Source organism: Microbacterium sp. NPDC064942, assembly GCF_049545525.1.
GTDB classification, from domain to species: Bacteria; Actinomycetota; Actinomycetes; order Actinomycetales; family Microbacteriaceae; genus Microbacterium; species Microbacterium gawkjiense.
This window is the reverse complement of the sequence record NZ_JBMWDR010000001.1, coordinates 631,561-656,828: the sequence shown is the minus strand read 5'-3', so window position 1 is coordinate 656,828 and position 25,268 is coordinate 631,561. Positions and strand designations below refer to the sequence as shown.

General features: G+C 69.7%; 20 protein-coding genes and 2 riboswitches. Of the genes, 3 read left to right on the top strand and 17 right to left on the bottom strand.

Annotation, left to right across the window (positions count from 1 at the left end; all coding sequences use genetic code 11):
- Positions 1 to 10: 10 nt before the first annotated feature.
- The 12 genes from ACPEH2_RS03135 to ACPEH2_RS03080 form a co-directional block, all read right to left on the bottom strand.
- A complete protein-coding gene (locus ACPEH2_RS03135; RefSeq protein ID WP_363378066.1) occupies positions 11 to 325 on the bottom strand; it encodes an AzlD domain-containing protein in 315 nt (104 codons plus the stop codon).
- Positions 322 to 1,026, bottom strand: a complete 705-nt coding sequence (locus ACPEH2_RS03130) for an AzlC family ABC transporter permease (protein ID WP_423718234.1) — start codon at positions 1,024 to 1,026, stop codon at positions 322 to 324. Before ACPEH2_RS03130 ends, ACPEH2_RS03135 begins: the two co-directional genes overlap by 4 nt.
- Positions 1,027 to 1,030: 4 nt before the next feature.
- Positions 1,031 to 2,944 carry a translational GTPase TypA gene (gene typA, locus ACPEH2_RS03125; protein ID WP_253033964.1) on the bottom strand — a complete coding sequence of 638 codons (1,914 nt, stop codon included), beginning with the start codon at positions 2,942 to 2,944 and terminating at the stop codon, positions 1,031 to 1,033.
- A 141-nt stretch (positions 2,945 to 3,085) separates the two neighbouring features.
- Entirely contained in the window at positions 3,086 to 4,774 is a 1,689-nt protein-coding gene (locus ACPEH2_RS03120; RefSeq protein ID WP_217530287.1) for an ABC transporter family substrate-binding protein, read from the bottom strand.
- 49 nt (positions 4,775 to 4,823) lie between these two features.
- Positions 4,824 to 6,938 (bottom strand): dipeptide ABC transporter ATP-binding protein, encoded by a 2,115-nt coding sequence (locus tag ACPEH2_RS03115; RefSeq protein ID WP_423718233.1) that lies wholly within the window; start codon positions 6,936 to 6,938, stop codon positions 4,824 to 4,826.
- A complete protein-coding gene (locus ACPEH2_RS03110; RefSeq protein WP_064001801.1) occupies positions 6,931 to 7,857 on the bottom strand; it encodes an ABC transporter permease in 927 nt (308 codons plus the stop codon). Before ACPEH2_RS03110 ends, ACPEH2_RS03115 begins: the two co-directional genes overlap by 8 nt.
- Positions 7,858 to 7,859: 2 nt before the next feature.
- The gene (locus ACPEH2_RS03105) at positions 7,860 to 8,843 is read right to left on the bottom strand and encodes an ABC transporter permease (protein WP_064001800.1); all 984 of its coding nucleotides are present in this window, start codon (positions 8,841 to 8,843) and stop codon (positions 7,860 to 7,862) included.
- A 141-nt stretch (positions 8,844 to 8,984) separates the two neighbouring features.
- Positions 8,985 to 9,551: a hypothetical protein gene (locus tag ACPEH2_RS03100; RefSeq protein WP_064001799.1), complete on the bottom strand. Its 567-nt coding sequence runs from the start codon at positions 9,549 to 9,551 to the stop codon at positions 8,985 to 8,987.
- Positions 9,548 to 11,269: an ABC transporter ATP-binding protein gene (locus tag ACPEH2_RS03095; protein WP_217530290.1), complete on the bottom strand. Its 1,722-nt coding sequence runs from the start codon at positions 11,267 to 11,269 to the stop codon at positions 9,548 to 9,550. Before ACPEH2_RS03095 ends, ACPEH2_RS03100 begins: the two co-directional genes overlap by 4 nt.
- A complete protein-coding gene (locus ACPEH2_RS03090) occupies positions 11,266 to 12,201 on the bottom strand; it encodes an ABC transporter permease (protein WP_217530292.1) in 936 nt (311 codons plus the stop codon). The genes ACPEH2_RS03095 and ACPEH2_RS03090 overlap by 4 nt, the downstream gene beginning before the upstream one ends.
- Complete coding sequence (locus ACPEH2_RS03085; protein WP_064001796.1) at positions 12,191 to 13,120, bottom strand: ABC transporter permease; 930 nt, start codon at positions 13,118 to 13,120, stop codon at positions 12,191 to 12,193. The genes ACPEH2_RS03090 and ACPEH2_RS03085 overlap by 11 nt, the downstream gene beginning before the upstream one ends.
- A gap of 186 nt (positions 13,121 to 13,306) precedes the next feature.
- Positions 13,307 to 14,947 carry a peptide ABC transporter substrate-binding protein gene (locus ACPEH2_RS03080; RefSeq protein WP_254631949.1) on the bottom strand — a complete coding sequence of 547 codons (1,641 nt, stop codon included), beginning with the start codon at positions 14,945 to 14,947 and terminating at the stop codon, positions 13,307 to 13,309.
- A 195-nt stretch (positions 14,948 to 15,142) separates the two neighbouring features.
- Between ACPEH2_RS03080 and ACPEH2_RS03075 the strand changes: the two genes are divergently transcribed.
- Positions 15,143 to 15,940 (top strand): CPBP family intramembrane glutamic endopeptidase, encoded by a 798-nt coding sequence (locus ACPEH2_RS03075; RefSeq protein ID WP_366213229.1) that lies wholly within the window; start codon positions 15,143 to 15,145, stop codon positions 15,938 to 15,940.
- A gap of 213 nt (positions 15,941 to 16,153) precedes the next feature.
- Positions 16,154 to 17,176: a hypothetical protein gene (locus ACPEH2_RS03070; RefSeq protein ID WP_423718232.1), complete on the top strand. Its 1,023-nt coding sequence runs from the start codon at positions 16,154 to 16,156 to the stop codon at positions 17,174 to 17,176.
- A gap of 51 nt (positions 17,177 to 17,227) precedes the next feature.
- Here ACPEH2_RS03070 and gcvP read toward each other — a convergent pair whose 3' ends face one another.
- From gcvP to ACPEH2_RS03045, 5 genes are all read right to left on the bottom strand, one after another.
- Positions 17,228 to 20,017, bottom strand: coding sequence for an aminomethyl-transferring glycine dehydrogenase (gcvP, locus tag ACPEH2_RS03065; RefSeq protein WP_423718307.1), 2,790 nt, complete (start codon positions 20,015 to 20,017; stop codon positions 17,228 to 17,230).
- 53 nt (positions 20,018 to 20,070) lie between these two features.
- On the bottom strand, positions 20,071 to 20,451 hold the full coding sequence (gene gcvH / locus ACPEH2_RS03060) for a glycine cleavage system protein GcvH (RefSeq protein ID WP_064001792.1): 381 nt from the start codon (positions 20,449 to 20,451) through the stop codon (positions 20,071 to 20,073).
- A complete protein-coding gene (gcvT, locus tag ACPEH2_RS03055) occupies positions 20,448 to 21,566 on the bottom strand; it encodes a glycine cleavage system aminomethyltransferase GcvT (protein WP_423718231.1) in 1,119 nt (372 codons plus the stop codon). Before gcvT ends, gcvH begins: the two co-directional genes overlap by 4 nt.
- An 11-nt stretch (positions 21,567 to 21,577) precedes the next feature.
- Positions 21,578 to 22,942: an L-serine ammonia-lyase gene (locus tag ACPEH2_RS03050; protein WP_423718230.1), complete on the bottom strand. Its 1,365-nt coding sequence runs from the start codon at positions 22,940 to 22,942 to the stop codon at positions 21,578 to 21,580.
- A 74-nt stretch (positions 22,943 to 23,016) separates the two neighbouring features.
- Positions 23,017 to 23,109: riboswitch (glycine riboswitch) on the bottom strand.
- A 1-nt stretch (position 23,110) separates the two neighbouring features.
- Positions 23,111 to 23,196, bottom strand: a riboswitch (glycine riboswitch).
- Between the two features lie 65 nt (positions 23,197 to 23,261).
- A complete protein-coding gene (locus ACPEH2_RS03045; protein ID WP_423718229.1) occupies positions 23,262 to 24,434 on the bottom strand; it encodes a MarP family serine protease in 1,173 nt (390 codons plus the stop codon).
- Positions 24,435 to 24,575: 141 nt separating this feature from the next.
- Between ACPEH2_RS03045 and ACPEH2_RS03040 the strand changes: the two genes are divergently transcribed.
- The gene (locus ACPEH2_RS03040; RefSeq protein WP_423718227.1) at positions 24,576 to 25,253 is read left to right on the top strand and encodes an NUDIX hydrolase; all 678 of its coding nucleotides are present in this window, start codon (positions 24,576 to 24,578) and stop codon (positions 25,251 to 25,253) included.
- Positions 25,254 to 25,268: the final 15 nt, after the last annotated feature.

Genomic DNA, 25,268 nt, shown 5'->3' with positions numbered 1-25,268 from the left:
CCTGGGACGATCACGCCGCCCAGCCCCACAGGCGCAGGAGCGCCGCCGTGGCGGCGGCCGCGACCACGACCACGAGGAACGGCACACGGATCACGAGCAGGCCCGCGGCCACGAGGACGGCGGGCAGCCGCGCATCGACGACCACCGCCTGGCCTGCACCGAGGGTCTGCACGACGACGAGAGCGGCGAGCAGGGCGACGGTGAGCAGATCGATCGTCCGCGACGGACGCGGCGCGTCGAACCACGCCGGCGGCACGAGATACCCCACGGTCTTCAGCGCGACGCAGACGATCGAGGCGAGCAGGATGGCGTGCCACAGGGTCAAGACGCGGCCTCCGTGGTGGTCTCGCGGGCGCCGAGCCAGTTCGTCCAGCCGACGACGAGTGCGACGACCGCGGCGACGAGGACGGGAAGCCCCGGCATGAGCAGCGGGGTCGACATCGCCGCGACGACGGCCGCCGCCGCCCCCACCGCGATCGCCTGACGCCGGCGCAGACGCGGCCAGAGCAGTGCGAGGAACGCAGCCGCGGCCGCGGCATCCAATCCGTAGGTCCGGACGTCGCCGAGGACGTCTCCCAGCACCGCTCCCGCGAGTGTCGTGAGGTTCCAGCCGAGGTAGATGCCGATGCCGGTCACCCAGAAGCCGATGCGGCGGGCACCGGCATCCGTCTGCGCCAGCGCGACCGCCGTCGATTCGTCGATGCTGAAATGGGATGCCGCGGCACGCCGCCAGAAGCCCGTACCCACGACCGGCGACATGCGCAGTCCGTAGGCGACGTTGCGCATGCCGAGCAGCCCCGCCGACGCGATCGCCGCGCCCGGGAGGCCTCCCCCGCCGATCACACCGACGAAGGCGAACTGCGATCCACCGGTGAACATGAACAGGCTGAGGACGCAGGTCTGCCACACGTCCAGACCCGAGGCGACCGCGAGGGCGCCGAAAGACACCCCATAGGCGCTGGTCGCGAGGACCACCCCGAGGGAGTCGCGCCACGCCCGTCGGGTGGGCTGCTCCTCCCCCGTCACCGCGTCAGGAACCGGCGTCCTGGCGCTTCAGGCGCGAGGCGGCGCGGCCGCGCTCGGTCGCGTCGAGCACGACCTTGCGGATGCGCACCTTCTCGGGCGTGACCTCGACGCATTCGTCATCGCGGGCGAACTCGAGGCTCTCCTCGAGGGTGAGCACGCGCGGCGGCGTCATCGACTCGAAGGAGTCCGAGGTCGACGAACGCATGTTCGTGAGCTTCTTCTCCTTCGTGATGTTGACGTCCATGTCGTCGGCGCGCGAGTTCTCGCCGATGACCATGCCCTCGTAGACCTCCTCGGTGGGCTGCACGAAGAACGACATGCGCTCCTGGAGAGCGATCATCGCGAACGGCGTGACGACGCCGGCGCGGTCGGCGACGATCGAGCCGTTCTGACGGGTCGAGATCGCGCCCGCCCACTCGTCGTAGCCGTGCGAGATCGCGTTCGCGATACCCGTGCCGCGCGTGATGGTCAGGAACTCGCTGCGGAAGCCGATGAGACCGCGCGAGGGGACGATGAACTCCATGCGCACCCAGCCGGTGCCGTGGTTGGTCATCGTCTCCATACGGCCCTTGCGGCCGGCCATCAGCTGGGTGATGGCACCGAGGTGCTCCTCGGGCGCGTCGATCGTGAGGTGCTCGAACGGTTCGGTGAGCTTGCCGTTCTCGTCGCGCCGGGTGACCACCTGCGGCTTGCCGACGGTGAGCTCGAAGCCCTCGCGGCGCATGTTCTCGACGAGGATCGCCAGCGCGAGCTCACCACGGCCCTGGACCTCCCACGCGTCGGGCTGGCCGATGTCGACGACCTTCAGCGACACGTTGCCGATGAGCTCGCGGTCGAGGCGGTCCTTCACCATGCGGGCGGTGAGCTTGTGCCCCTTGACCTTGCCCATGAGCGGCGAGGTGTTGGTGCCGATCGTCATCGAGATGGCGGGGTCGTCGACCGTGATGGCCGGGAGGGGACGGATGTCCTCGGGGTCGGCGATGGTCTCACCGATCGTGATGTTCTCGAAGCCCGCGATCGCGACGATGTCGCCGGGGCCGGCGGACTCGGCGGGGTAGCGCTCGAGCGCACGGGTCATGAGCAGCTCGGTGATGCGGGCGTTGCTCGTCGTGCCGTCCGCGCGCACCCAGGCGACGGTCTGCCCCTTCTTGAGCGTGCCGTTGAAGACGCGCAGGAGGGCGAGACGGCCGAGGAACGGCGAGGAGTCGAGGTTCGTGACCCACGCCTGCAGCGGAGCCTCGTCGTCGTACGACGGAGCGGGGACGTGCTCGAGGATCGCCTCGAACAGCGGCTCGAGGTCGTCGTTGTCGGGCAGCGAGCCGTTGTCGGGGCGCGTGCGCGAGGCGGCGCCGGCGCGGCCCGAGGCGTAGACGACGGGGACGTCGAGCAGCGCGTCGACGTCGAGGTCGGGCACGTCGTCCTGCAGGTCGGAGGCGAGACCCAGCAGCAGGTCGTGCGCCTCCTCCTCCACCTCCGCGATGCGGGCGTCGGGGCGGTCGGTCTTGTTGACCAGGAGGATGACGGGGAGCTTGGCCTCGAGCGCCTTGCGCAGGACGAACCGGGTCTGCGGGAGCGGGCCCTCGGAGGCATCCACCAGCAGGACGACGCCGTCCACCATCGACAGGCCGCGCTCGACCTCGCCGCCGAAGTCGGCGTGACCGGGGGTGTCGATGACGTTGATCGTGATCGGCTGCTCGGTGTGGATGCCGTTGTACGTGATCGCCGTGTTCTTGGCGAGGATCGTGATCCCCTTCTCGCGCTCGAGGTCGTTCGAGTCCATCGCGCGTTCTTCGACGTGCGCGTGCTCGCCGAACGAGCCGGTCTGGCGGAGCATGGCGTCGACGAGGGTCGTCTTGCCGTGGTCGACGTGCGCGACGATCGCGACGTTACGGAGGTCAGGACGGAGGGCGTGCGCCATGAAGGGAGTTCCTTGCAGAGAGGGATGATGCCGGGATGCCGGCAGTCCACTTTACCGCAGCCCGCGACACGCCGACGGGGCGAGGACCTTTCGGTCCCCGCCCCGCCGGTGATCAGGTGATGCAGGTGAGTGATGCTCAGATCACTCGGTGTAGCCGACCATCGTCCAGTCGGTGCTCTTGAACGTGGCGGTGCCGTAGTTCGCGAGACCCTGGTCGGTGGCTTCCACCTCGGGGTACGGGTAGATCGGAACGCTCGGCAGGAAGTCGGCGATCACTTCGTTGATCTGCTTGGCGATCTCGAGACGCTTGGTCTCGTCGAGCTCCGCGTTGGCCTGCTCCCACAGGTCGGCGAGACGGTCGTCCGTCACACGGGCATAGTTCTGCGGCGAGTCGGCCGGCGTGTAGATGGTTTCCGCCGACGAGATCGGGAACAGCGTGCCCTGCCAACCGAACGTCACGGCCTGGAAGTCCCCGGCCTCGATGTTCGTGAAGTAGTTCTCGCTGGGGACCTCGTTGAGGGTGACCTTGACGCCGATCTTGGCCAGGGCGTCCTGGACGCCCAGCGCGCGGTTGATGTTCGACTGCGTGCCCGCGGGGACCGTGATGGCGAACTCGAGCGGCTTGCCGTCCTTCGTCCAGGAGTCGCCCTCCTTGGTCCAACCGGCGTCCTCGAGGGTCTGCTCGGCCTTAGCGGGGTCGCTGCCGATCTTCTCGCCGAAGACGTCGCTGTAGCCGGCCTGGCCGGGCATGAAGATCCAGTCGCCGAGCGTGGTCGCCGGGGCGCCCAGGGGCTCGTTGGCGACGCGGGCGATCAGCTCGCGGTCCATCGCCATACCGATGGCCTTGCGGACGTTGACGTCGTCGAACGGCGCCGCGGTCGCGTTGAAGGTCAGGTGCGACCAGGTGACACCGCCGGAGCGGCCGACGACGGATCCTGCCTTGGCACTGGCGGTCTCCAGGGCGTCGGGCGTCTGGATCTCGATCGCGTCGATCTCGTCGTTGGAGTAGGCCTGCGGCAGGGTCTCCTGCGCGATGACCTTGAAGGTGATGCTGTCGAGCTTCGGCTTGTTGGCACCCCACCAGTTCGGGTTGGGAACCAGCTTGAAGATCTTGGCGCTGTTGTCGATCGAGTCGACGACGTACGGGCCCGCGGAGGGGACGGCCTCGGACGCGAAGCCGCTGTTGAAGGCCTCCTTGTCCTTGGCGATGTCCGCCGGGAGCACCGGGGTCAGGAACAGGCTCGGCCAGTCGGCGTAGGCACCCTTGAAGGTGACCGTGTACTCGAAGTCGCTGACGACCTCGGCCTTATCGATCGCGTCGAACACCGACGACGGGACCGTCTCGTAGCCGTCGGCGGCGCCGCCGGCGGCGGCGTACGTGGCGACGTAGTCCTCGGCGGTGATCGGCTTCCCGTCGGGCCACACGGCGTTCTCGTTGAGCTTGACGGTGACGACCTGCGGGTCCTCGCTCGTCAGCTCGATGGAGGTGGCGTAGTCAGGGTTCGCCGTCCAGCTGCCGTCGTCCGCGATGGTCCACATCGCCGACAGGGTGGGCTCGAGCAGCTTCTGGACGTCGACGTTGGCCGCGAGTGCGTGGTTCGGGTTCCAGCTGCCCTCGTCCGTCGGGCTGCTCGTGACGGAGAGGTTGAGCGTGCCACCGTCGGTGAGGTCGCCGTAGTCCACCGTCTCGTAGCCGACCAGGGGGAGCGATTCGGGCGACGCCGAGGAGGACGGCGACGGCGACGACGTGGTCCCGCCAGCACAGGCGGTGAGCATGAGAGCTCCCGCGCTGAGCACAGCAAGACCCGCAAGTGCTGTCTTACGGATCATGTGCATCTACTTTCTTCTTGGGTCCGCCGGAAAAGACGGAGTTCAGGGGTCAGGTGACGACGAGGACGTTCTTCTCGACGTGGTGGCAGGCCACCTCGACGCGGCCGCGCCGCGCCAGATCGGGGTACTCGCCGAGGCAGAGCCGCTGGTCCTCCTCGGGCAGAAGACGGAACAGCGGGCAGCGGGTGCGGAAGCGGCATCCCTGGATCTCCACGGCCGGGCTCGGCAGGTCGCCGTCGAGCAGCACGCGTTCCCGGGTGCGCTCGATGTGCGGGTCCGGGATCGGCGCCGCCGACATGAGGGCCTGGGTGTACGGATGCCGCGGGTTGCTGAAGACCTCGGCGATCGGTCCGGACTCGACGATCCGGCCGAGGTACATGACCGAGACGTCGTCGGCCAGCTGGCGGACGACCGCGAGGTCGTGGGCGACGAACACCATCGACAGGCCCAACCGGTCGCGAAGGTCCTGCAGGAGGTTGATCACACCGGCCTGGATCGACACGTCGAGGGCCGAGACCGGTTCGTCGAGGACGAGCACCTTCGGGTTCGTCGCCAGGGCGCGGGCGATGCCGATGCGCTGACGCTGACCGCCGGAGAACTCGTGCGGGTAGCGGTCCGCCATCGCGGGGTCGAGGCCTACGAGCTCGAGGAGTTCGACGACGCGCTCGTCGCGCTGGGCCTTGGGGACGTCGTGCACGAGCAGCGGCTCGGCGATGACCTCTCCGATCGGCAGGCGCGGGTCGACGGCGGCCGCCGGGTCCTGGAACACGATCTGGATGTCGCGGCGCAGCTCCCGACGTCCCTTGCGGGTCAGCGAGGCGACGTCCTTGCCGTCGAAGGTGATCCGCCCGCCCTGCGGGGCGGTGAGCTCCATCATCTCGAGGATGGTGGTGGTCTTGCCGCACCCCGACTCGCCCACGAGGGCGAGCACGCGCCCCTCGCGGAGGTCGAAGGAGACACCGTCCACGGCCTTGACGTCACCCACGCGACGGCGGAACACGCCGCCGCGGTAGAGCGGGAAGTGCCGCTTGAGGTCGCGCACCTCGACGATGGGAGCCTCCGTCGTCTCGGCGACGACCTCGGCCGGCAGCGGCTCGGGCCGCGGGAAGATGTCGGAGCGCCGGAGGACACCCTCGGCGAGTTCGTCCGAGCGATGGCACGCGGCGAGCTGCCCGACGGCCTTCCCGGCGGGGACGAGCTCGGGCTCGACCTCGTGGCACACCGCGATCGCGGCGGGGCAGCGTGCGGCGAAGGGGCAGCCCTTCGGGAGCGAGGCGAGAGATGGCGGGCGACCCTCGAGCGGGACGAGGCGTTCGGTGCCTGCGGTGCGGATGTTGGGCACCGATCGGAGCAGACCCACCGTGTACGGCATGACGGGCTCGCGGAAGATCGTCTCGACGCTGCCGTACTCGACCATCTTCCCGGCGTACATGACGCCGACGTTGTCGGCGTGACCGGCCACGACACCGAGGTCGTGAGTGATGAGCGAGACGGCGGCACCCGTGATCCGCTTCGCCTCCTCGAGCACTTCGAGGATCTGCGCCTGGATCGTCACGTCGAGCGCGGTCGTCGGCTCGTCGGCGATGATGAGGCGCGGGTTGTTGGCGATCGCGATGGCGATCATCGCGCGCTGCCGCATCCCACCCGAGTACTCGTGCGGGAACGCCTTGGCGCGGCGCGGGGCGTCGGGGATGCCGACGATCTTGAGGAGCTCGACGGCGCGCGCGGCGGCGGCCTGCTTGCTGAGCGCCGATTCGTGCAGTCGCAGCGCTTCGGCGATCTGATCGCCGACGGTGTAGACGGGGGTCAGCGCCGACAGCGGGTCCTGGAAGATGATCGCCAGTTCGCGGCCGCGGATGCGGGAGAGCCGCCGGTCGTCGAGCGACAGCAGGTTCTGCCCCTGGAAGAGGATCTCGCCCTCGATCTGAGCCGTGTCGGGCAGGAGGCCCATCACCGCGAGCGAGGAGACCGACTTGCCCGAGCCGGACTCGCCCACGATCCCGAGGAACTCGCCCTCGTGGATCGAGTAGCTGACGTCGCGGACGGCGCGCACGGGTGACCCGTCGCGCTGCGGGAACGTGACGGAGAGGTTCTTGACCTCGAGGATCGGGCGGCCGCGTTCGCGGGCGCTCGTGTCGATCGAGTGCAGCAGTTCGTCAACCACGGTTGGCTCCGGAAGTGGGGTCGATGGCGTCGCGCAGAGCGTCGCCGACGAGGCTCAGGCTCAGGAGCAGGACGACGAGGGTCGCCGCGGGGAAGACGAACAGCCAGGGTCGGGTGGCCGCAGCGGTGTTTCCGGCGGCGATGAGGGTTCCGAGCGAGACTTCGGGCGCCTGCACGCCGAAGCCGAAGAAGCTGAGGCTCGTCTCGGCCAGGATCATGGCGCCGACACCCAGCGTGGCGTCGATGATGAGGAGGGAGGCGACGTTCGGGACGACGTGGCGGGTGACGACCGACCACGTGCCGAAGCCCATGTATCGCGCGGCCTTCACGAACTCGCGCTCACGCAGCGAGCGCGTCTGCGAACGGATCACCTGCGCCATGATCATCCAGCCGAACAGGGCCAGGAAGAAGGTCATGACGATCCAGCCGGACTCCCGGAAGAACGGGAAGAGCAGCACGAGGATGAAGAAGGCGGGCAGCACGAGCAACAGGTCGATGAACCACGCGATGACCTTGTCGCTCCATCCGCCGACGTACCCGGCGATCGCTCCCACGAAGCCCGCGATGAGCGTGGCCAGCGGACCCGCGACGAAACCGACGATCAGGGAGATGCGCAGGCCGGCCATCGTCTGGGCGAACAGATCGTAGCCGAGCGTATCCGTACCGAACGGGTGCGCGGCGCTCGGCGCCTGGTTGAGGGAGAAGTAATCGCGCGTGGTGTGCGAGATCGGCCAGACGAGCGGACCGACGACCGCCCACAGGACGATCGCGACGAGGACGATCGTGCCGATCCAGAACTGCTTCGACGAGCGCAGGCGCTGCCAGATCAAGCGCGAACGCGTGAGCGGCTTGCGGGTCTTCTGATCCGCGGAGACCGAGAGCTCGGCGACCTCGGCGGACTGTTCGAGAGGGATGACCATGATTACCTCCGCACGCGCGGGTCGAGGGCGGCGTACAAGACTTCTGAGAGGGTCGACGAGCAGAGGATCAGGACCGCGACGAACATCGTCGATCCCGCCACCGCGTTGATGTCGTCCTGCTGCACGGCTTGGATCGTGAGTTCGCCCATCCCGTGCCAGCCGAACATGATCTCGAGCATCGTCGCCCCGGCGACCAGGGTGCCGAAGCTGTAGGCGAAGAACGTGGACATGGGGATGAGCGCGACGCGCACACCGTGACGCACGAGCGCGGACCCGCGGGTGCGACCCTTCGAACGTGCGGTGCGGATGTAGTCCGCGCCGAGGACGTCGAGCATCGCGCTGCGCTGGTACCGGCTGTACGAGGCTGCGGCGCCCAGGATCAGCACGAGGGTCGGCAGCAGCAGGTGCGAGAGGCGGTCCCCCAGCTGAGGCCAGAACTCGTTCGGGATGCCCGGCGAGTACTGACCGGTGAACCGGATGATCTGGGACCCCGCCGCCTGGTTGAAGTAGGTGGCGAGGATCATGAGGAGGATCGCCATGACGACGGTGGGGGTCGCGAACAGCAGGTAGGACGCCGCCGTGACGATGCGGTCGCTCGTGCGGTACTGGCGCACGGCGCCCCAGACGCCGAGGATCACGCCCAGGATGGCGCCGATGATCGAGCCCACCAGCAGCAGCTGCAGGCTCACCCCGGCGCGGACGAAGATCTCCTCGACGACCGGCTGATTGCCCGTCGTGAGGCCGAGCGAACCCTGGGTGAAGAGATTGCCGAGCCACCGGAAGAGGCGGAGCAGGAGCGGGTCCTCGGGGTTCACACCCCAGCGGTCCAGGATGCCGTCGATCGTCGACTGCGGAACCGGAGGGTTCCGCTGCAGGAACCGTCGCTCAGGGACGAGTCCGATGCTCGCGAGCACGTACGCCAGCGACGTGGCGACGAGGGTGAGGATCGCGTAGTTCAGGATTCTCCTGATCAAGTACAGCGTCACGCGTCTCGGGTGTCCTCTCCGGCCGTTCCGGCGTCGAGGACGCCTTGCCTAACGGGGCTTCGCTGCCCCGCCCGCACAACGCTAACAAACATGCCCACAGATCCATCGAAACGGTGAACAGTTCGTTTCACGATCTTTACTTCACGGATGCACAAGTGTCACAGAGGCGATCGTGAGGGCCGCGAGGGCGACTCCCACGAGGAGCGCGGGGACGTCCCAGCGCGAGGTCGCGACACGCTCGGAGGGCGTCGCCGCCTCACGCAGCGCTTCCATGACCAGCGCCGCATCCGCCGACGGCTCGGGCGTCCGCGTCATCCGTCGACGCGGGGGGAACGGTCCGCCCCAGCAGTCGATGCGCCGGCCGCCGACGAGGACGACACGCAGCTGTGCGGACTGCACGACCTCCTCGACCGAGGACCACGGCAGATCGTGGATCCGGAGCGCGTTGATCACCACGGCACCCTCGCGATCGGCCCTCACCTGCGACCGCCAGAAGAGCAGCCACGCCCCCCAGCCGATCAGCAGGAGCGGGGCGGTCCACTTCGCCAGGAAGAGCCAGCTCCCCCGCACCGCCGCATCCCCCAGGAAGAAGGCGAGCATCGCGACGACCACCCAGAAGGACAAGAGGGTCGAGGAGGCACGGAACACCCGAGGGCGGAGGAAGCGAGCATCGCGCCCGCCTCCCCCGCCCTCGGTGTGGTTCGTCACGCACGCCCCCCGAGCGGGATATCCGCACCGGGGATCGCGTCGAGAAGACGACGGGTGTACTCCTGCGTCGGCGAGGCGAAGATCTCGTCCACCGTGCCCTGCTCGACGACACGGCCCTGCTCCATGACGCACACGAGGTCCGCCGCGACCCGGACGACGGCGAGGTCGTGGGTGATGAACAGGTAGGTCAGGTCAAGCTCGGACTGCAGCTCCGCCAGCAGGCGCAGGATCTGGTCCTGCACGAGCACGTCGAGCGCCGACACCGCCTCGTCGAGGACGACGATCGACGGCTTGAGGGCGAGGGCTCGCGCGATCGCGATGCGCTGACGCTGACCGCCCGAGAGCTCGTTCGGGTAGCGCCACGCGACCTCGCGCGGAAGCGACACCTGCTCGAGCAGCTCGAACACGCGGTCGCGTCGGGACTTCTCGTCACCCACGCCGTGTACGCGAAGCGGCTCGGCGATCAGCGCACCGATGCTGCGGAGCGGGTCGAGCGACCCGTACGGGTCCTGGAAGACCGGCTGCATGCGACTGCGGAGGGCGAAGACCTCCTTGCGGTTCATGCCCGAGGTGTCCGCACCGTCGACGATCACGGCGCCGCTCGTCGGCTGCTCGAGCTGGAGCACCATCTTCGCCACGGTCGACTTGCCCGACCCCGACTCCCCCACGAGGGCGAGCGTCTTACCCCGCGGGATCTGGAAGGAGACACCGTCCACCGCACGGAACGGCTCGCTGCGGAAGCCCCCCGAGCGGATCTTGTACTCCTTGACGAGATCGCGCACCTCCACGACGGGCTTCGCGTCGACGACCTCGCCGAGGTGCTCCACGCCGCGCCGCTCGGCCACGGCCTGGATGCGCTGCGACGCGAGGCTCGGGGCAGCGGCCACCAACCGCTGGGTGTAGGGGTGCTGGGGGTTCTCGAGGATGACCCGGCTCGGGCCCGCCTCGACGATCTCACCCTGGTTCATCACGACGATCCGGTCGGCGCGCTCCGCCGCGAGTCCGAGGTCGTGCGTGATGAAGAGGACGGAGGTGCCCTTCTCACGGGTGAGCGAGGCGAGGTGATCGAGGATGACCCGCTGCACCGTCACGTCGAGCGCGCTGGTGGGCTCGTCGGCGATCAGGAGCTTCGGGTCGGCGGCGAGACCGATGCCGATGAGGGCGCGCTGCCGCATCCCACCCGAGAACTGATGCGGGAACTGGTGCATGCGCCGTTCCGCATCGGCGAGCCCGGCCTGCTTGAGCACCTCGATCGCGCGCTGACGCGCCTGCCTGCGGCTGGAGGCGAGACCGTTGGCGCGCACGGCCTCCTCGACCTGGAAGCCGATCGACCAGACCGGGTTGAGGTTCGACATCGGGTCCTGCGGGACGTAGCCGATGTCGCGACCACGGATCGCCTCCATGTCGCGACGGCTCGCCTTCGTCAGGTCGACCCCGTCGAGCAGGATCGATCCGCTCGTCACCTTGCCGGTGCCCGGAAGCAGGTCGATGACGGCAGCGGCCGTCGTCGACTTACCCGAACCGGACTCGCCCACGATGGCGACGGTCTCTCCCGGGAAGACGTCGAGGTCGACCCCGTGGAGGACCTCGCGCTCCTTCTTGCCGTTCGAGAAGGCGACCTTCAGGTCGCGGATCTGGAGAAGGGGTTGCGACACGGCGCTCTCCTTGTGGCTGCCGCGCAGCGAAGCGCGGCTGGACGGGTTCTCGGTGGCGCTCATCGCTGGGCCCTGGACTTCGGGTCGACCGCATCGCGCAGGAGCTCGCCGAGCGTGATGAACGCCAGGACCGAGACCGTCAGCGCGAGCGACGGCCAGAACAGCGCCAGCGGCGCGGTGCGGATCGAGGACTGCGCCTGGCTGATGTCGGCGCCCCACGACACACCGCCGAGACCGACACCCAGGAACGACAGCGTCGCCTCGGCGACGATCGCGGTGCCGAGGCCCAGGGTCGTCACGACGATGACGGGCGCCATCGAGTTCGGGATGACGTGCGTGAGCAGGGTGCGGAAACGCGAAAGCCCGATCGAAAGGGAGGCCATCACGTAATCGGACTGCTTCACCCGCAGCACCTCGGCACGCGCGATACGCGCCGTGCTCGCCCACGAGAACCCGCCGATCGCGAGTGCGAGGACGAAGACGTTCTTGTGCTCGGCGAGCACCGACATCACCACGACCGCCGCGACGATGTAGGGGATCGTGAAGAAGATGTCGCCGACGCGCGAGAGGAGTGAGTCGAGGAATCCGCCGTAGAAGCCCGCGAGGGCGCCCATGATGAGGCCGATGACAGTGGAGATGACCGTCGCCAGGATACCGACCGACATCGAGATACTCGTGCCGTGCACGACGCGCGACCAGATGTCGCAGCCCAGGAGGTTGAAGCCGAGCGGATGCCCCGGCTCGGGGCCGGCGTTGCTCTTGCCCAGCACGCATGCACCGCCGGACGGGCCGACGGACGTGAACAGGGTCGGGGCGACCGCCATGACGACGATGATGAGGCAGAACACCACCGAGATCCAGAACGTCGGACGGCGACGGAGGTCACGCCAGGCATCCAGCCAGAGGTTGCTCTTCTTCTCGCTCAGGCGGAGCTGGTCGACCACGACCGTCTCGGTGCGGGCGGGCGCCACGTAGTGGGTGGTGTTACTTGACATAGCGGATCCTCGGGTCGAGCAGGCCGTACAGGAGATCGACGACCAGGTTCACCAGCACGTAGATGACGACGAAGATCGTGACGAAGGACACGACCGTTGGGGTCTCGTGGCGGATGATCGCGTTGAACAGGGTGTTCCCGACGCCGGGCACGTTGAAGATGCCCTCGGTCACGGTGGCTCCCACCATGAGGACGCCGAACTGCGTTGCCGTGTCGGTCACCATCGGGATCATCGAGTTGCGCAGGACGTGCACCGGGATGACACGGCGACGCGACAGGCCCTTCGAGTAGGCGGTCCGCACCCAGTCCTGGCCGAGCGACTCGATCATCGAGGCGCGCGTGAGGCGCATGCTCGAGGCGTAGATGCTGAGGCCGAGGACGATCGCCGGCAACCAGAGGTCGCCCCAGTCGTTCTGTCCGCCGACGGTCGGCTTGAACCAGCCGAGCTGCACGCCGAGGAAGTACTGGGCGAGGAAGCAGAGCACGAAGATCGGGATGGCGATGAAGATCAGCGCCGTCACGAGGGCGCCGTTGTCGAAGATCGAGCCCTTCCACACCGCCGACAGGGCGCCGATGATGAGCGCGAGCACGAACGCGATCGCGACGGACATGATCGCCAGGCGCATCGTGATCGGGACGGTGCGGGCGAGGACGTCGTTCACGCTCTGCCCGGAGAACGTCGTCCCGAAGTCGAAGCGCAGGATACCGCCGAGATAGTTCGCGTACTGGACGATGAACGGCTCATTGAGCTTGTACTGGTCGCGGATCGCCTCGATGACGGCCTGCGGCGGCTGCTTGTCGCCGAAGAGTGCGGCGACGGGGTCGCCGGGGAGTCCGAAGACCATGTAATAGATCAACAGGGTCGCGCCGATGAAGACCGGAATGACCTGAAGGATCCGTCGGAGGATGTAATAGGCCACCCTCGGCCCCCTTCCAGGGAAAAGACGTATCAGTGCTGACGCACGAAGAAGGGCCCCGCTGCGCGGTGCCCCTGTTCACCCAATCCTCAGCCCGTCGGCTGTGAGAACGGTGAGATGGTCGGGTCACGCCGCGAGGCGGTGACGGGTGACCGTCACCGCCTCGCGTGAGGTGATGCTGTGTGCGGGTTACTTGGTGATCTCGTAGTAGAGCGGCACCGAGTTCCAGCCGAACTCGACGTTCTCGACGCCGTCGGCCCAGCCGCCGTTCACGTTCGAGTACCAGAGCGGGATGGCCGGAAGGTCCTCGAACAGGACCGACTGCGCCTCGAGGAGCGTGGCGTTGCGCGCCGCCTCATCCGTCTCGCTGATGCCCTTGGCGATCAGGTCGTCGAACTTCGCGTCCGAGTACTTGCCGTCGTTCGAGCCGGCACCGGTCGCGTAGAGCGGGCCGAGGAAGTTGTACAGACCGGGGTAGTCGGCCTGCCAGCCGGAGCGGAACGCGTCGACCTTCTCGTTGTCGCGGGCGTCGAGGTAGGTGGCGAAGTCCGGGAAGGGCTGGCCCACGGCGGTGATGCCGAGCGTGCCCGAGATCGAGTTCGCGACCGCGTCGACCCACGTCTGGTGGCCGCCGTCGGCGTTGTACGAGATCGTGAAGTCCTCGCCGTTGTAGGGCTTGATCGCGTTCGCCTGGTCCCACAGCTCCTTGGCGAGCTCGGGGTCGTACTCGAGGACCTCGTTACCGGGGACCGAGTCGCTCCAGCCGTCGATGACGGGCGAGGTGAAGTCCTTCGCAGGCGTGCGGGTGTCCTTGAAGATGACCTTCGTGATCTCTTCGCGGTTGATCGCGTGCGAGATCGCGGCGCGGCGGAGCTTGCCCTCTTCGTCCGTCTGGAAGCCGTCGAGCCACTCCGGGATCGTCAGCGACTGGAAGATGGCGGCGGGCTGGTTGACCGCGCGACCGTCGAGGTCGGACTCGTAGGTCTCGAGCGCGCTCTCGGGGATCGCGTCGAGCACATCGAGGTTGCCGGCCTGCAGGTCCTGGTAGGCACCCTCCTGGTTCGCGTAGAAGACGATGTCGAGGCCACCGTTCTTCGCCTTGCGGGGACCGTCGTAGTCCTCGTTCGGGACCAGGTCGATGCGGACGTCGTGCTGCCACGCGCCCTCCTTGGCCAGCTTGTAGGGGCCGTTGCCGATCGGGTTCTCACCGAAGGCCTTCATGTCGTCGAACGCGACGGACGGGAGCGGCGCGAAGGCCGAGTAGCCCAGGCGCTGCGCGAAGTCGGCGGCCGGCTTGTTCAGCGTGATGGTGAAGGTGTGGTCGTCGACCTTCTTGAGACCCGACAGCTCCGAGTCCTCGTCGTAGCTGAAGCCCTCGATGTCCTCGAAGAAGTACGACGAGTTCTGCTTGTTGGAAGCCAGCGCACCGTAGTTCCACGCCTTGATGAAGCTGTCGGCAGTGACCTCTTCACCGTTCGTGAACGTCAGGCCCTTGCGGATCTTGACGGTGAGCTGCGTGGGCGAGTCCGTGGTGATCGACTCGGCGGCGTCATTGACGACCGAACCATCAGCCGCGTAGGAGATGAGGCCCGCGAAGATCGAGTCGATGACCTTGCCACCACCGGTCTCATTGGTGTTGGTGGGGATGAGCGGGTTCTGGGGCTCGGAGCCGTTGGTCGTGATGACCGCATCCGTCGAACCGCCGGTGCCCTCGTTCCCGTTGCCGCTGCCGCCGGTGTTGCTGGCGCAGCCGGCGAGAACCAGGCTGGTGGCGCCGAGCAGGGCGAGGCCCGCGACGCCGATCTTGTTGCGCTTCAAAGTGTCCTCCATGAGACCTAATGAAAGCCCGGGTCGAGGCTTCGCGACCCAGGCGTGATGAGAAGCACACTAAGCAGCTTGAGCGCAATGCGACAAATCTCTCACAGGACCGTTACACAGCCTTTACTTGAGGAGCCGTCGATGAAGCAGTCTGATCGGTGGGCCCATCGGCATCCCACTCATACGAAGTCGTGCCATTCTGACCGGATGGCAGCGTTCACGGACCTCCCCACGGATTCCTCCCCGCGGCGGCGGGCACGCCTGTGGTGGGAGATCGCCATCGTCCTCTCGCTCTCGCTGGGGCGCTCCGCGGTGTACTCCGTGCTCTCGCTGATCGAGGCGCTGACCCGTGCACCCCTGAGTGACCAGCAGACCTCGCTCAACCCGGGCGCCGCGCCGTCGGAGGTGTGGGATGTCATCTCGCAGTTCCTGTCGGCGCTGTTCGGTTTCGCCCCGGTCGCGCTCGCGATCTATCTGCTCTGGGAGCCCGCCCGGTCGGGCTTCGCGAAGATCGGCCTGACGTTCGAGAGGTTCGGCCGGGGCCTTGGCGGCGGCGTGCTGCTCGTGCTCGTGATCGGCGTCCCGGGCCTCGTGCTCTACGCCGTCGGGCGCGAACTCGGGATCACCGTGCAGGTGGATGCCTCGCCGCTGGACTCGTCCTGGTGGACCGTGCCGCTGCTGCTGCTCGCCGCCCTGCGGGCTGGGCTGCTCGAGGAGGTCATCATGGTCGGCTACCTGTTCGACCGCCTGCGCCTGCTCGGCTGGAACACCTGGACGATCATCCTGTCCACCGCGGTGCTGCGCGGCTCGTACCACGCATATCAGGGGTTTGGTCCCCTGATCGGCAACATGGCCATGGGCGTCGTGTTCGGCTGGGTGTACTCCCGCTGGGGCCGCGTCATGCCGCTCGTCGTCGCGCACGTGCTCATCGACATCATCGCCTTCGTCGGGTACCCGCTCGCCGCCGCGTGGTGGCCCGGGGTGTTCGGCCCGCCCGGCGGCTGACGCGCGGCATCGCGGGCCTGGGTCTTCTTCCCGCGAGACTGCACGGGCGGGCCGAGACGGCGGAGTGGCGCCGCTGTCTCGCGCGTCGGGTGCAGTCTCGGGGGGGATCGGTGAGGCGGGGCGGTTCCTCCACCGCGGGCGCGGCGGGCGGGGTGTCCACGGGGTGGAGCGCAAGCGGGGCGGTGCCGGGGGCGGGTCTGGAGCATCGGGGGTATGCCCGCGATCGCCCGCCCCCTGCCCTTCGTCCGTCCCGCGCCCGTCGCCTGCCCCGTGCCGCTCCTGCGGGCGCGGGACGTTCCGCACGCCGCGCGCGTCGCGGCTCGCGGTGAGCTCGTGTCCGTCGTGCGCGGGGTGTACGCGCCGACGGGGTTGTGGCGGAGGCTCGCTCCGTGGGACAGGTACCTCGCGCGCATCCACGCGACACTCCTCACGCACCCGGGGCTGGTGCTGAGCCACGAGTCGGCCGCGGCGATCTGGGGGATGCCGGTGCTCGGCGACCCCGGCGTGGTCCACGCTCTCGGCGACCCGACCCGCACCTCGCGCCTGCACGCCGGCCTCCGGATGCACACGACGACGGGAGCGCGGGACGTCGTCGACCTGGGCGGGTTCGCCGCGGTCGCACCCGCGGACTGCGCCGTCGACCTCGCGCGGGCTCGGCACGTGGTGGTGGGGCTCATCGCGGCGGACGCCGCGCTGCGGCTGGACCCGGCGGCATCCGTCGAGTCGCTCGTCGAACAGAACGAGCATCGACCGAGTTCGCGGGGGCGCCGCATCGCCCGGTGGCCCCTGCATCGTGCCCGGGCGGAGGCGGAGTCGACGCTCGAGTCCGCGAGCCGGGCGATCGTCGAGCTGCTCGGCTACGAGGAACCCGAGCTGCAGACCGAGTGGAGCGGGCAGGGCGCGACCGACCGCACCGACTTCTGGTGGCCGGGAGCGGGAGTCGCCGGCGAGGCGGACGGCGACCTCACGTACGACGGCCGATTCGGCGACCCCGGATCGTTGTTGCGCGCGCGCCGCGAGCGGGACCACCGCCTTCGGTCAAGAGGCATCCGATCGGTCGTGCACTGGGGATGGTCCGATGTCGCCGACCCCGATGCGCTGGACGGCATCCTGCGCGGCGCGGGCGTCCCGCGCGTCGCGCTTCCCGACCCGTACCGCCTCGCGACCGCCCGGACCGCCCTCGGCTCTCGCTACCCCGCCGCGAGACTGCACTCGCGCGCCGAGACCGGGGTCTGAACCCGCTGTCTCGACGGCCGTGTGCAGTCTCGCGGAAATGGGGCGCGGGGGTCAGGCGAAGGCCTCGATCGGCGGGCACGCGCAGACGAGGTTGCGGTCGCCGTAGGCGTTGTCGATGCGGCGGACGGGCGGCCAATACTTCGTGCGCACGACGCCGGGCACGGGGTACACGGCGGTCTCGCGCGGGTACGGGTGCGCCCACTCGCTGGTGATGACGGATGCCGCGGAGTGCGGCGCGTTCACCAGCGGGTTGTCGTTCGCCGGCCACTCCCCCGCGGCCACCGCATCCGCTTCGGCCCGGATCGCGATCATGGCCTCGACGAACCGGTCGAGCTCGGCGAGGTCCTCGGACTCGGTCGGCTCGACCATGAGCGTCCCCGCCACCGGGAACGACATCGTCGGCGCGTGGAAGCCGTAGTCGATGAGCCGCTTCGCGACGTCGTCGACCGTGATGCCGGTGGCCTCCTTGAGCGGGCGCAGGTCGAGGATGCACTCGTGCGCGACGAGTCCGCCCTCCCCCGCGTACAGCACCGGGTAGTGCCCCTCCAGCCGCCGCGCGACGTAGTTCGCCGCCAGCACCGCCGCGGCGGTCGCCTGCCGGAGCCCCTCGGCGCCCATCATGCGGACGTACGCCCACGAGATCGGCAGGATGGATGCCGAGCCGTAGGGCGCGGCCGACACGGGACCGCCGTCGAAGACGTGCCCGCCGGCGTGCTCGGCGCGCTGCGCCATCGGGTGCGAGGGCAGGAAGGGCGCGAGGTGCGCCTTCGCCGCCACCGGACCGACGCCGGGCCCGCCGCCGCCGTGCGGGATGGCGAACGTCTTGTGCAGGTTCAGGTGCGAGACGTCGCCGCCGAGGTCGCCGAACCGGGCGAACCCGAGCAGCGCGTTGAGGTTCGCGCCGTCGACATACACCTGACCGCCGGCGTCGTGCACCGCGCCGGTGATGTCCATGACGTCGTGCTCGTACACGCCGTGCGTCGACGGATACGTGATCATGAGCGCCGCGAGGCTGTCTGCGTGCGCCTCGACCTTGGCACGAAGATCCGACAAGTCGACGTTGCCGGCCTCGTCGCACGCGATGACGACGACCCGCATCCCGGCCAGGACGGCGGATGCCGCATTGGTGCCATGCGCGGACGACGGGATGAGGCAGACGTCGCGGTGCACGTCGCCGCGGGAGTGGTGGTAGCCGCGGATCGCGAGCAGGCCCGCGAGTTCGCCCTGCGAGCCGGCGTTCGGCTGCAGCGAGACCGCGTCGTACCCGGTGACCTCCGCCAGCCACGCCTCGAGCTGCTCGATCATGACGAGGTAGCCGGCGACGTCGTCCGCCGGGGCGAACGGGTGCACCCGCGCGAACTCGGGCCATGACACGGCCGCCATCTCGGTCGCCGCGTTGAGCTTCATCGTGCACGAGCCGAGCGGGATCATGCCCCGGTCGAGCGCGTAGTCGCGGTCGGCGAGCTGCTTGAGGTAGCGCATCATGGCGGTCTCGGAGCGGTGCGTCGTGAACACCGGATGCGTCAGGTAGTCGTCCGTGCGGCGGAGCGCCTCGGGCAGGTGGGCGTTCCGGTCGCGCAGCGGCACGAACACCTTCGACGAGTCGACGCCGAAGACGGATGCCACGGCCTGCAGGTCGGCGACGGTCGTCGTCTCGTCGACGGAGACCCCGACCGAATCGCTGTCGCGGAACCAGAGCTGGTAGCCCCGGCGCCGCGCGTCGGCGATGACGTCTTCGGCGCGCCCGGGCGTGCGGACCACGAGGGTGTCGAAGAAAGCGTCGTGGAGCACGTCGGCGCCGGCCTGGACGAGCCAGTCGCGCAGCAACGACGCCTTGGCGGTCGTCTCCTCGGCGATCCGCTTCAGGCCGTCGGGGCCGTGGTACACGGCGTACATCGACGCCATGACGGCCAGCAGCACCTGCGCGGTGCAGATGTTGGAGGTCGCCTTCTCGCGGCGGATGTGCTGCTCGCGGGTCTGCAGCGAGAGTCGGTACGCCGGCGCGCCCGACGCATCCATCGACACGCCGACGAGACGGCCGGGCAACTGACGCTCGAGCCCCGCGCGCACCGCCATGTAGCCGGCGTGCGGGCCGCCGAAGCCCATCGGCACGCCGAAGCGCTGCGTCGTGCCGACGGCGACGTCGGCGCCCATCGAGCCGGGCGAACGCAGCAGCGTCAGGGCGAGCAGGTCGGCCGCGACGACGACGAGCCCCTTGTGCGCCTGCACGGCGGCGATGACCTCGGACGGGTCCCAGACTCGCCCGGTCGCGCCCGGGTACTGGACGAACGCACCGAAGGCCTCGGGGACCTCCGCGAAATCGGTCTCGACGATCTCGACGCCGACGGCGGCCGCGCGGTGGTGCAGCAGCGCCTTGGTCTGCGGCAGGGCGTCCGCGTCGACGAGGAACACGTTCGATGCGGACTTCGAGGCCCGGCGGGCCACCAGCATCCCCTCGACGACCGCGGTCGACTCGTCGAGCATCGACGCGTTCGCCGTCGCGAGCCCGGTGAGGTCGGTCACCATCGTCTGGAAGTTGATGAGCGCCTCGAGCCGGCCCTGCGAGATCTCGGGCTGGTAGGGGGTGTACGCCGTGTACCAGGACGGGTTCTCCAGGACGTTCCGCTGGATGACGGACGGCGTCAGCGTGTCGTAGTAGCCGAGGCCGATCATCGCTCGCGCCGAGCGGTTCTGCGACGCGAGGTCGCGGAGCTCGGCGAGGGCCTCGGCCTCGGTCGCGGCGGGCGGGATGATGCTCTCGCGCTCGGCGACCTGGATCGCGTCGGGGACGGCGGTGCCCATGAGATCGTCGACGGACGGACGCCCGAGGACGCGGAGCATCTCGGCCTGCGCGGCCGAGTCGGTGCCGATGTGGCGATCGCGGAAGACCGAGCTCACGCCTCGCCGCCCGTCAGCGCGACGTAGGCGTCGCGGTCGAGGAGGTCGCCCGTGGGCGCGCCGTCCACGCGGATCTTGACGAGCCACGCGTCGAACGCGCCGGCGTTGACCGAGGACGGGTCGTCCACGACGGCGTCGTTGATCTCGACGACCTCGCCGGTCAGCGGGGCGTAGAGCTCGCCGACCGACTTCGTCGACTCGATCTCGCCGCAGGTCTCGCCCGCGGTGACGGTCGTGCCGACGGCGGGCAGCTCGACGAAGACGACGTCACCGAGCTTCTCGGCGGCGTAGTCGGTGATTCCGACGGTCGCGACGTCGCCGTCGAAGGCGATCCACTCGTGCTCGGCGGTGTAGGACAGGGCGGTCAGGTCGGTCATTTCTGTCTCCGGTAGAAGGGCAGGGCGGTGACGGTCGCGGGGATGCGGGTCCCCCGGACGTCGATGGTCAGGGCGGTGCCCTCAGCGGATGCCGAGGGGTGGACGAGCGCCATCGCGACGGGATGGCCGAGGGTCGGGCTGAGCGCTCCCGAGGTGATCTCGCCGACGGTGTCGTCGCCCGCGAGCACGGCGTAGCCGGCGCGGCCGGCGCGGCGGCCGTCGGCGACGAGCCCGACGAGGACGGGCGCCTCGCCGAGGTCGCGGGCGGCGAGGCCGTCCCTGCCGACGAAGTCCTCCTTGTCGGCGGCGACGACGCGGCCGAGCCCCGCCTGTGCCGGCACGATGTCGCGCGAGAGCTCGTGGCCGTAGAGCGGCATCCCCGCTTCGAGGCGCAGCGTGTCGCGCGCGGCGAGCCCGGCGGGGACGAGCCCCGCGTCGCGGCCTGCGTCGGTGACGGCCTGCCACAGGCCCTCGGCGACCTCGTTCGGCACCATGAGCTCGAAGCCGTCCTCACCGGTGTACCCGGTGCGCGCGACGAAGAGGCTGCGGCCCTGGAACGAGCCCCGCGCCCACGAGTAGTAGGTCATGTCCGCGAGCGCCGGTTCGACGCCCTCGACGCCCGCGGTCGACTCGAGGATGCCGCGGGCCGCCGGGCCCTGCACGGCGATGAGCGACATCCGGTCGGTGATGTCGTCGATGCGCGTGTCGCCCGCCGCGACGGCGGCGAACGCGGCCGCGACCTCGGCGCGGTTGCCGGCGTTGGAGATGACGAGGAACTCGTCGTCGGCGATGCGGTACACGATGACGTCGTCGACGATGCCGCCGTCGACCGCGAGGACGAGGGAGTACTTCGCCTTGCCGACCTTCATCGTCGACAGGCGGCCGGCCAGCGCGCGGTCGAGGAACGCCGCGGCATCCGGTCCATCGATGCGGAACTCGGCCATGTGCGAGATGTCGAAGATCCCCGCTGCACGGCGCACCGCGTGGTGCTCGGCGAGGTCCGACGTGTAGCGGACGGGCATGAGCCAGCCGCCGAAGTCGGTGAAGGACGCGCCGAGCCGCTCGTGCAGCTCGTGCAGCGGCGAACGCCGCGGCTCGGTCGTGGTGTCGGTCATGCCGTCTCCGCTCAACATTCCACGACGCTGACCGCGAGGCCGCCGAGCGCCGTCTCCTTGTACTTGCTGCTCATGTCGCGCCCCGTCTCGCGCATGGTCACGATGACCTCGTCGAGGGACACGCGATGGGTGCCGTCGCCCCACAGCGCCATCTTGGCCGCGTTGATCGCCTTGGCCGCCGCGATCGCGTTGCGTTCGATGCACGGGATCTGGACGAGACCGCCGATCGGGTCGCACGTGAGGCCGAGGTTGTGCTCCATCGCGATCTCGGCGGCGTTCTCGACCTGGCGCGGCGAGCCGCCGAGAACCTCGGCGAGACCCGCCGCCGCCATCGACGACGCCGAGCCGACCTCGCCCTGGCAGCCGACCTCGGCGCCCGAGATGGACGCGCGCGCCTTGTAGAGGACGCCGATCGCGGCGGCCGTCAACAGGAACGGCACGACCACCTCTTCGCGGGGGCGCGCCGGCGCGGCGTAGTGGGTCGCGTAGTGGAGCACGGCGGGGATGATGCCGGCCGCGCCGTTCGTGGGAGCCGTGACGATCCGTCCGCCGGACGCGTTCTCCTCGTTGACGGCGAGGGCCACGAAGTTCACCCACTCCTGCCAGAGCGCGGGATCGTCGCCGGTCGGGTCGTCGCGCCGCAGGCGCGCGTGCCAGGCCGGAGCCCGTCGCGGCACGCGCAGGCCGCCCGGCAGCATCCCCTCGCGCGCCGCCCCGGAGGCGACGCTGTCGACCATCACGTCGGCGAGGTGGAGGATGCCGGAGACGATGTCGTCGTCGGTGCGGGAGACCCGCTCGTTGCGCCGCTGGACCTCGGCCATCGAGAGGCCCTCGCGCTCGCAGTGGGCCAGGAGCTCCGCGGCAGTCTCGAACGGTAGGGGCACGGGCGCCGCATCCGCCGTGCCGGCAACCTCACCCTCGCGGACGATGAACCCGCCGCCGGTCGAGTAGTAGACGGCCTCGTCGAGGAGGACGTCGTCCGCGTCCCACGCCTGCAGCCGCAGTCCGTTCGTGTGCGCGGGCAGGATCGTCAGCGGGTGCAGGACGATGTCGTCCTCGCACAGCGGCACGTCGCCCGTGCCGCCCAGCCGGACGCGACGCGCCTCGGCGATCGCGGCGGTGCGCTCCTCGACCTCGGCCGGGAGGACCTCCTCCGGCTGCAGCCCCTCGAGTCCCAGCAGCACGGCGGTCAGCGTGCCGTGGCCACGACCCGTCGCCGCGAGGGAGCCGTACAGGTCGACCCGCACCCGCGCGGCACGGTCCGCGTCGATGCGCGAGACGAAATCGGCGGCCGCGCGCATCGGACCCACCGTGTGCGAGCTCGACGGCCCGATGCCCACGGTGAACAGGTCGAAGACGCCGATGCTCAGGGACATCGTGTCGACCCGGCGGAGGGGTGAGGTGAGGGGAACAACGGAACTCCTGACGGCGCAGCGGGATGCGGGTGAGTTCCTCCCCCTCTGTCATCGGCCTGAGAGATTTCGCGGGCGATGCCCGCTTGCCCCGTCGGCGGGCACCGGAAGGGTGCCGCTTTTCAGAGTGACCATGTCGGCTCGGTACGGGGGCCTGAGAGATTCCGGGGAGGGATTGCTCCTTCGGCAGCCACGAGGGCTTCTCCCGAGCAGACGCGATGGTCCGGTGTGCGGTTGTGAGCGCGAGCCTATCACCGGGGCCCGCGGCGCCGATACGGCCCGGTCAGTCCGTCGTGCAGGCGCCGGAGGAGACCGTCGCGTCGCCCGGCGAGACCTGGAGCGCGGGGCGCAGTTCGGCGGTCGTCATGGCGTACCCGCGGCTCGCGTCGTCCTGGCCGCGGGCGAAGACCACACCCGCCACTTCGCCGTCCTCGGTGAGGAGGGGACCCCCCGAGTTGCCCGGACGCACGTTCGCCTCGAGGGCGTAGATCTCGCGCGGCTGCGAGCTGTCCTCGTAGATGTCGGAGACGACGGCGCTGCCGACCGAGAGGACGTAGGCGGCACTGCTCGTGAAGGGACCGCCCAGCGGGTAGCCCTGGACCGCGACGGGGGTCCCCGCCGCGACCGGGTCGACGATCCCGAGCGGTGCCGCGTCGAGGCCGTCGACGCTGATGACGGCGAGGTCGTCGATGGGGTCGAAGTAGACGATGCGGCCCTCCTCGGCATCCCGTCCCGGCAGTTCGACCAGCGGCTCGTCGACACCGGCGACGACGTGGGCGTTCGTGACGACGAGATCGGGCGCGGCGACGAACCCCGACCCGGTGAGCGACGCACCGCACGCGTAGGCGTTGCCGCTGATGCGGGCGACGGATGCCGCGGCCCGCTCGAGCGCGGGATCGTCGAGCGAGACGGGGGGCGCCGTCGGCTCCACCTCGGGCGCCAGGAGCTCCCCGACGCGCGGGATGCCCTCGTCGACGATGAAGCCGCGGAACTCGGCGAGCGCGGAATCCACCGCCGGCGGGGTGAGGGCGTCGAGGGCGCCCAGGACGCGGGACGAAGCGACGGCGGGGGCGACCACCGGCATCCCGGAGCCGACGATCGCGCCGCTCGTGAGCAGCAGCACGACGGCGGCCGCGGCGGTGTTCACGACGCCGCCGAGGATGCGGTCGAGCGGGGCGAGCCGCGCGCGGTCGACGCCGCGGCGGAGGCGTCTGCCGACGGCCGTCCCGAGCGCGGCGAGGAGGGCCACGATGCCGAGGGCGATGATCGCCAGCACGAGGCTGCGGTACTCCCAGCCCGTGAAGGCGGGCGCGATGACGGGGGTGAGCCACACGGCGACGACGGCGCCGAGAACGATGCCGACGAGCGTGCCGGCGGTAGCCACGAGACCGCGCAGGAGTCCGCCGAACAGCGCGGCGATGAGCACGAGCACGACGATGATGTCGACGACGAGCACGGCGGGCCTCCCTTGACGAGTCCGCCCGGGAGAGCCGGCGGTTCCTCCCGATCAGCGTAGGCCGCCGCTGCTGGGAAATCGGTTCGTGTTGCGGTTCTGGTCATACCGACTCTAAGATCGACCTCGGCAGTTAAGGTCACCATGACAAGAACAACCTCCCCTCCCTCGATCGGCGTCGCCGTCTCGACCGTCATCTTCCGGTTGCGGCGCGAGGCCGACGACGCGCGCATCGAGCTCCCCCTCGTACGCCGCACCCGCGATCCCCACGAGGGTCAGTGGGCGCTCCCGGGCGGCTGGGTCGATCCCACGGAGAACCTCGAGGCCACCGCGTCGCGCACCCTCGCCGAGACGACGGGTCTCGCGCCCAGCTACCTCGAGCAGCTCTACGCGTTCGGCGACGTCGGCCGCTCCCCCGGGCGCGTCGTGTCGATCGTCTACTGGGCGCTCGTGCGCGAGGACATCGCCCGGGCGACCGAGCAGCACAACGTGGCGTGGTTCGACGCGACCGCCCTTCCGGCGCTCGCGTTCGACCACAACCACATCGTCGACTACGCCCTCTGGCGCCTGCGCAACAAGGTGGGCTACAGCCGCATCGCGCACGGCTTCCTGCCCGACCGGTTCACCCTCGCCGAACTCCGCGAGGTGTACGAGGCGATCCTCGGTCGCCGGCTCGACCCCGCCAACTTCCGGCGGCAGGTCGAGGGGTCGGGCACCCTCATCCCCACCGACGACTTCCGCACGGGCAGCCACCGGCCCGCGCGGCTGTACCGCTACAACCAGGACGTCGAGCTGGCCGATCGCGGCCCGCTCCCGCAGTGAAGGACCCGAACCGAC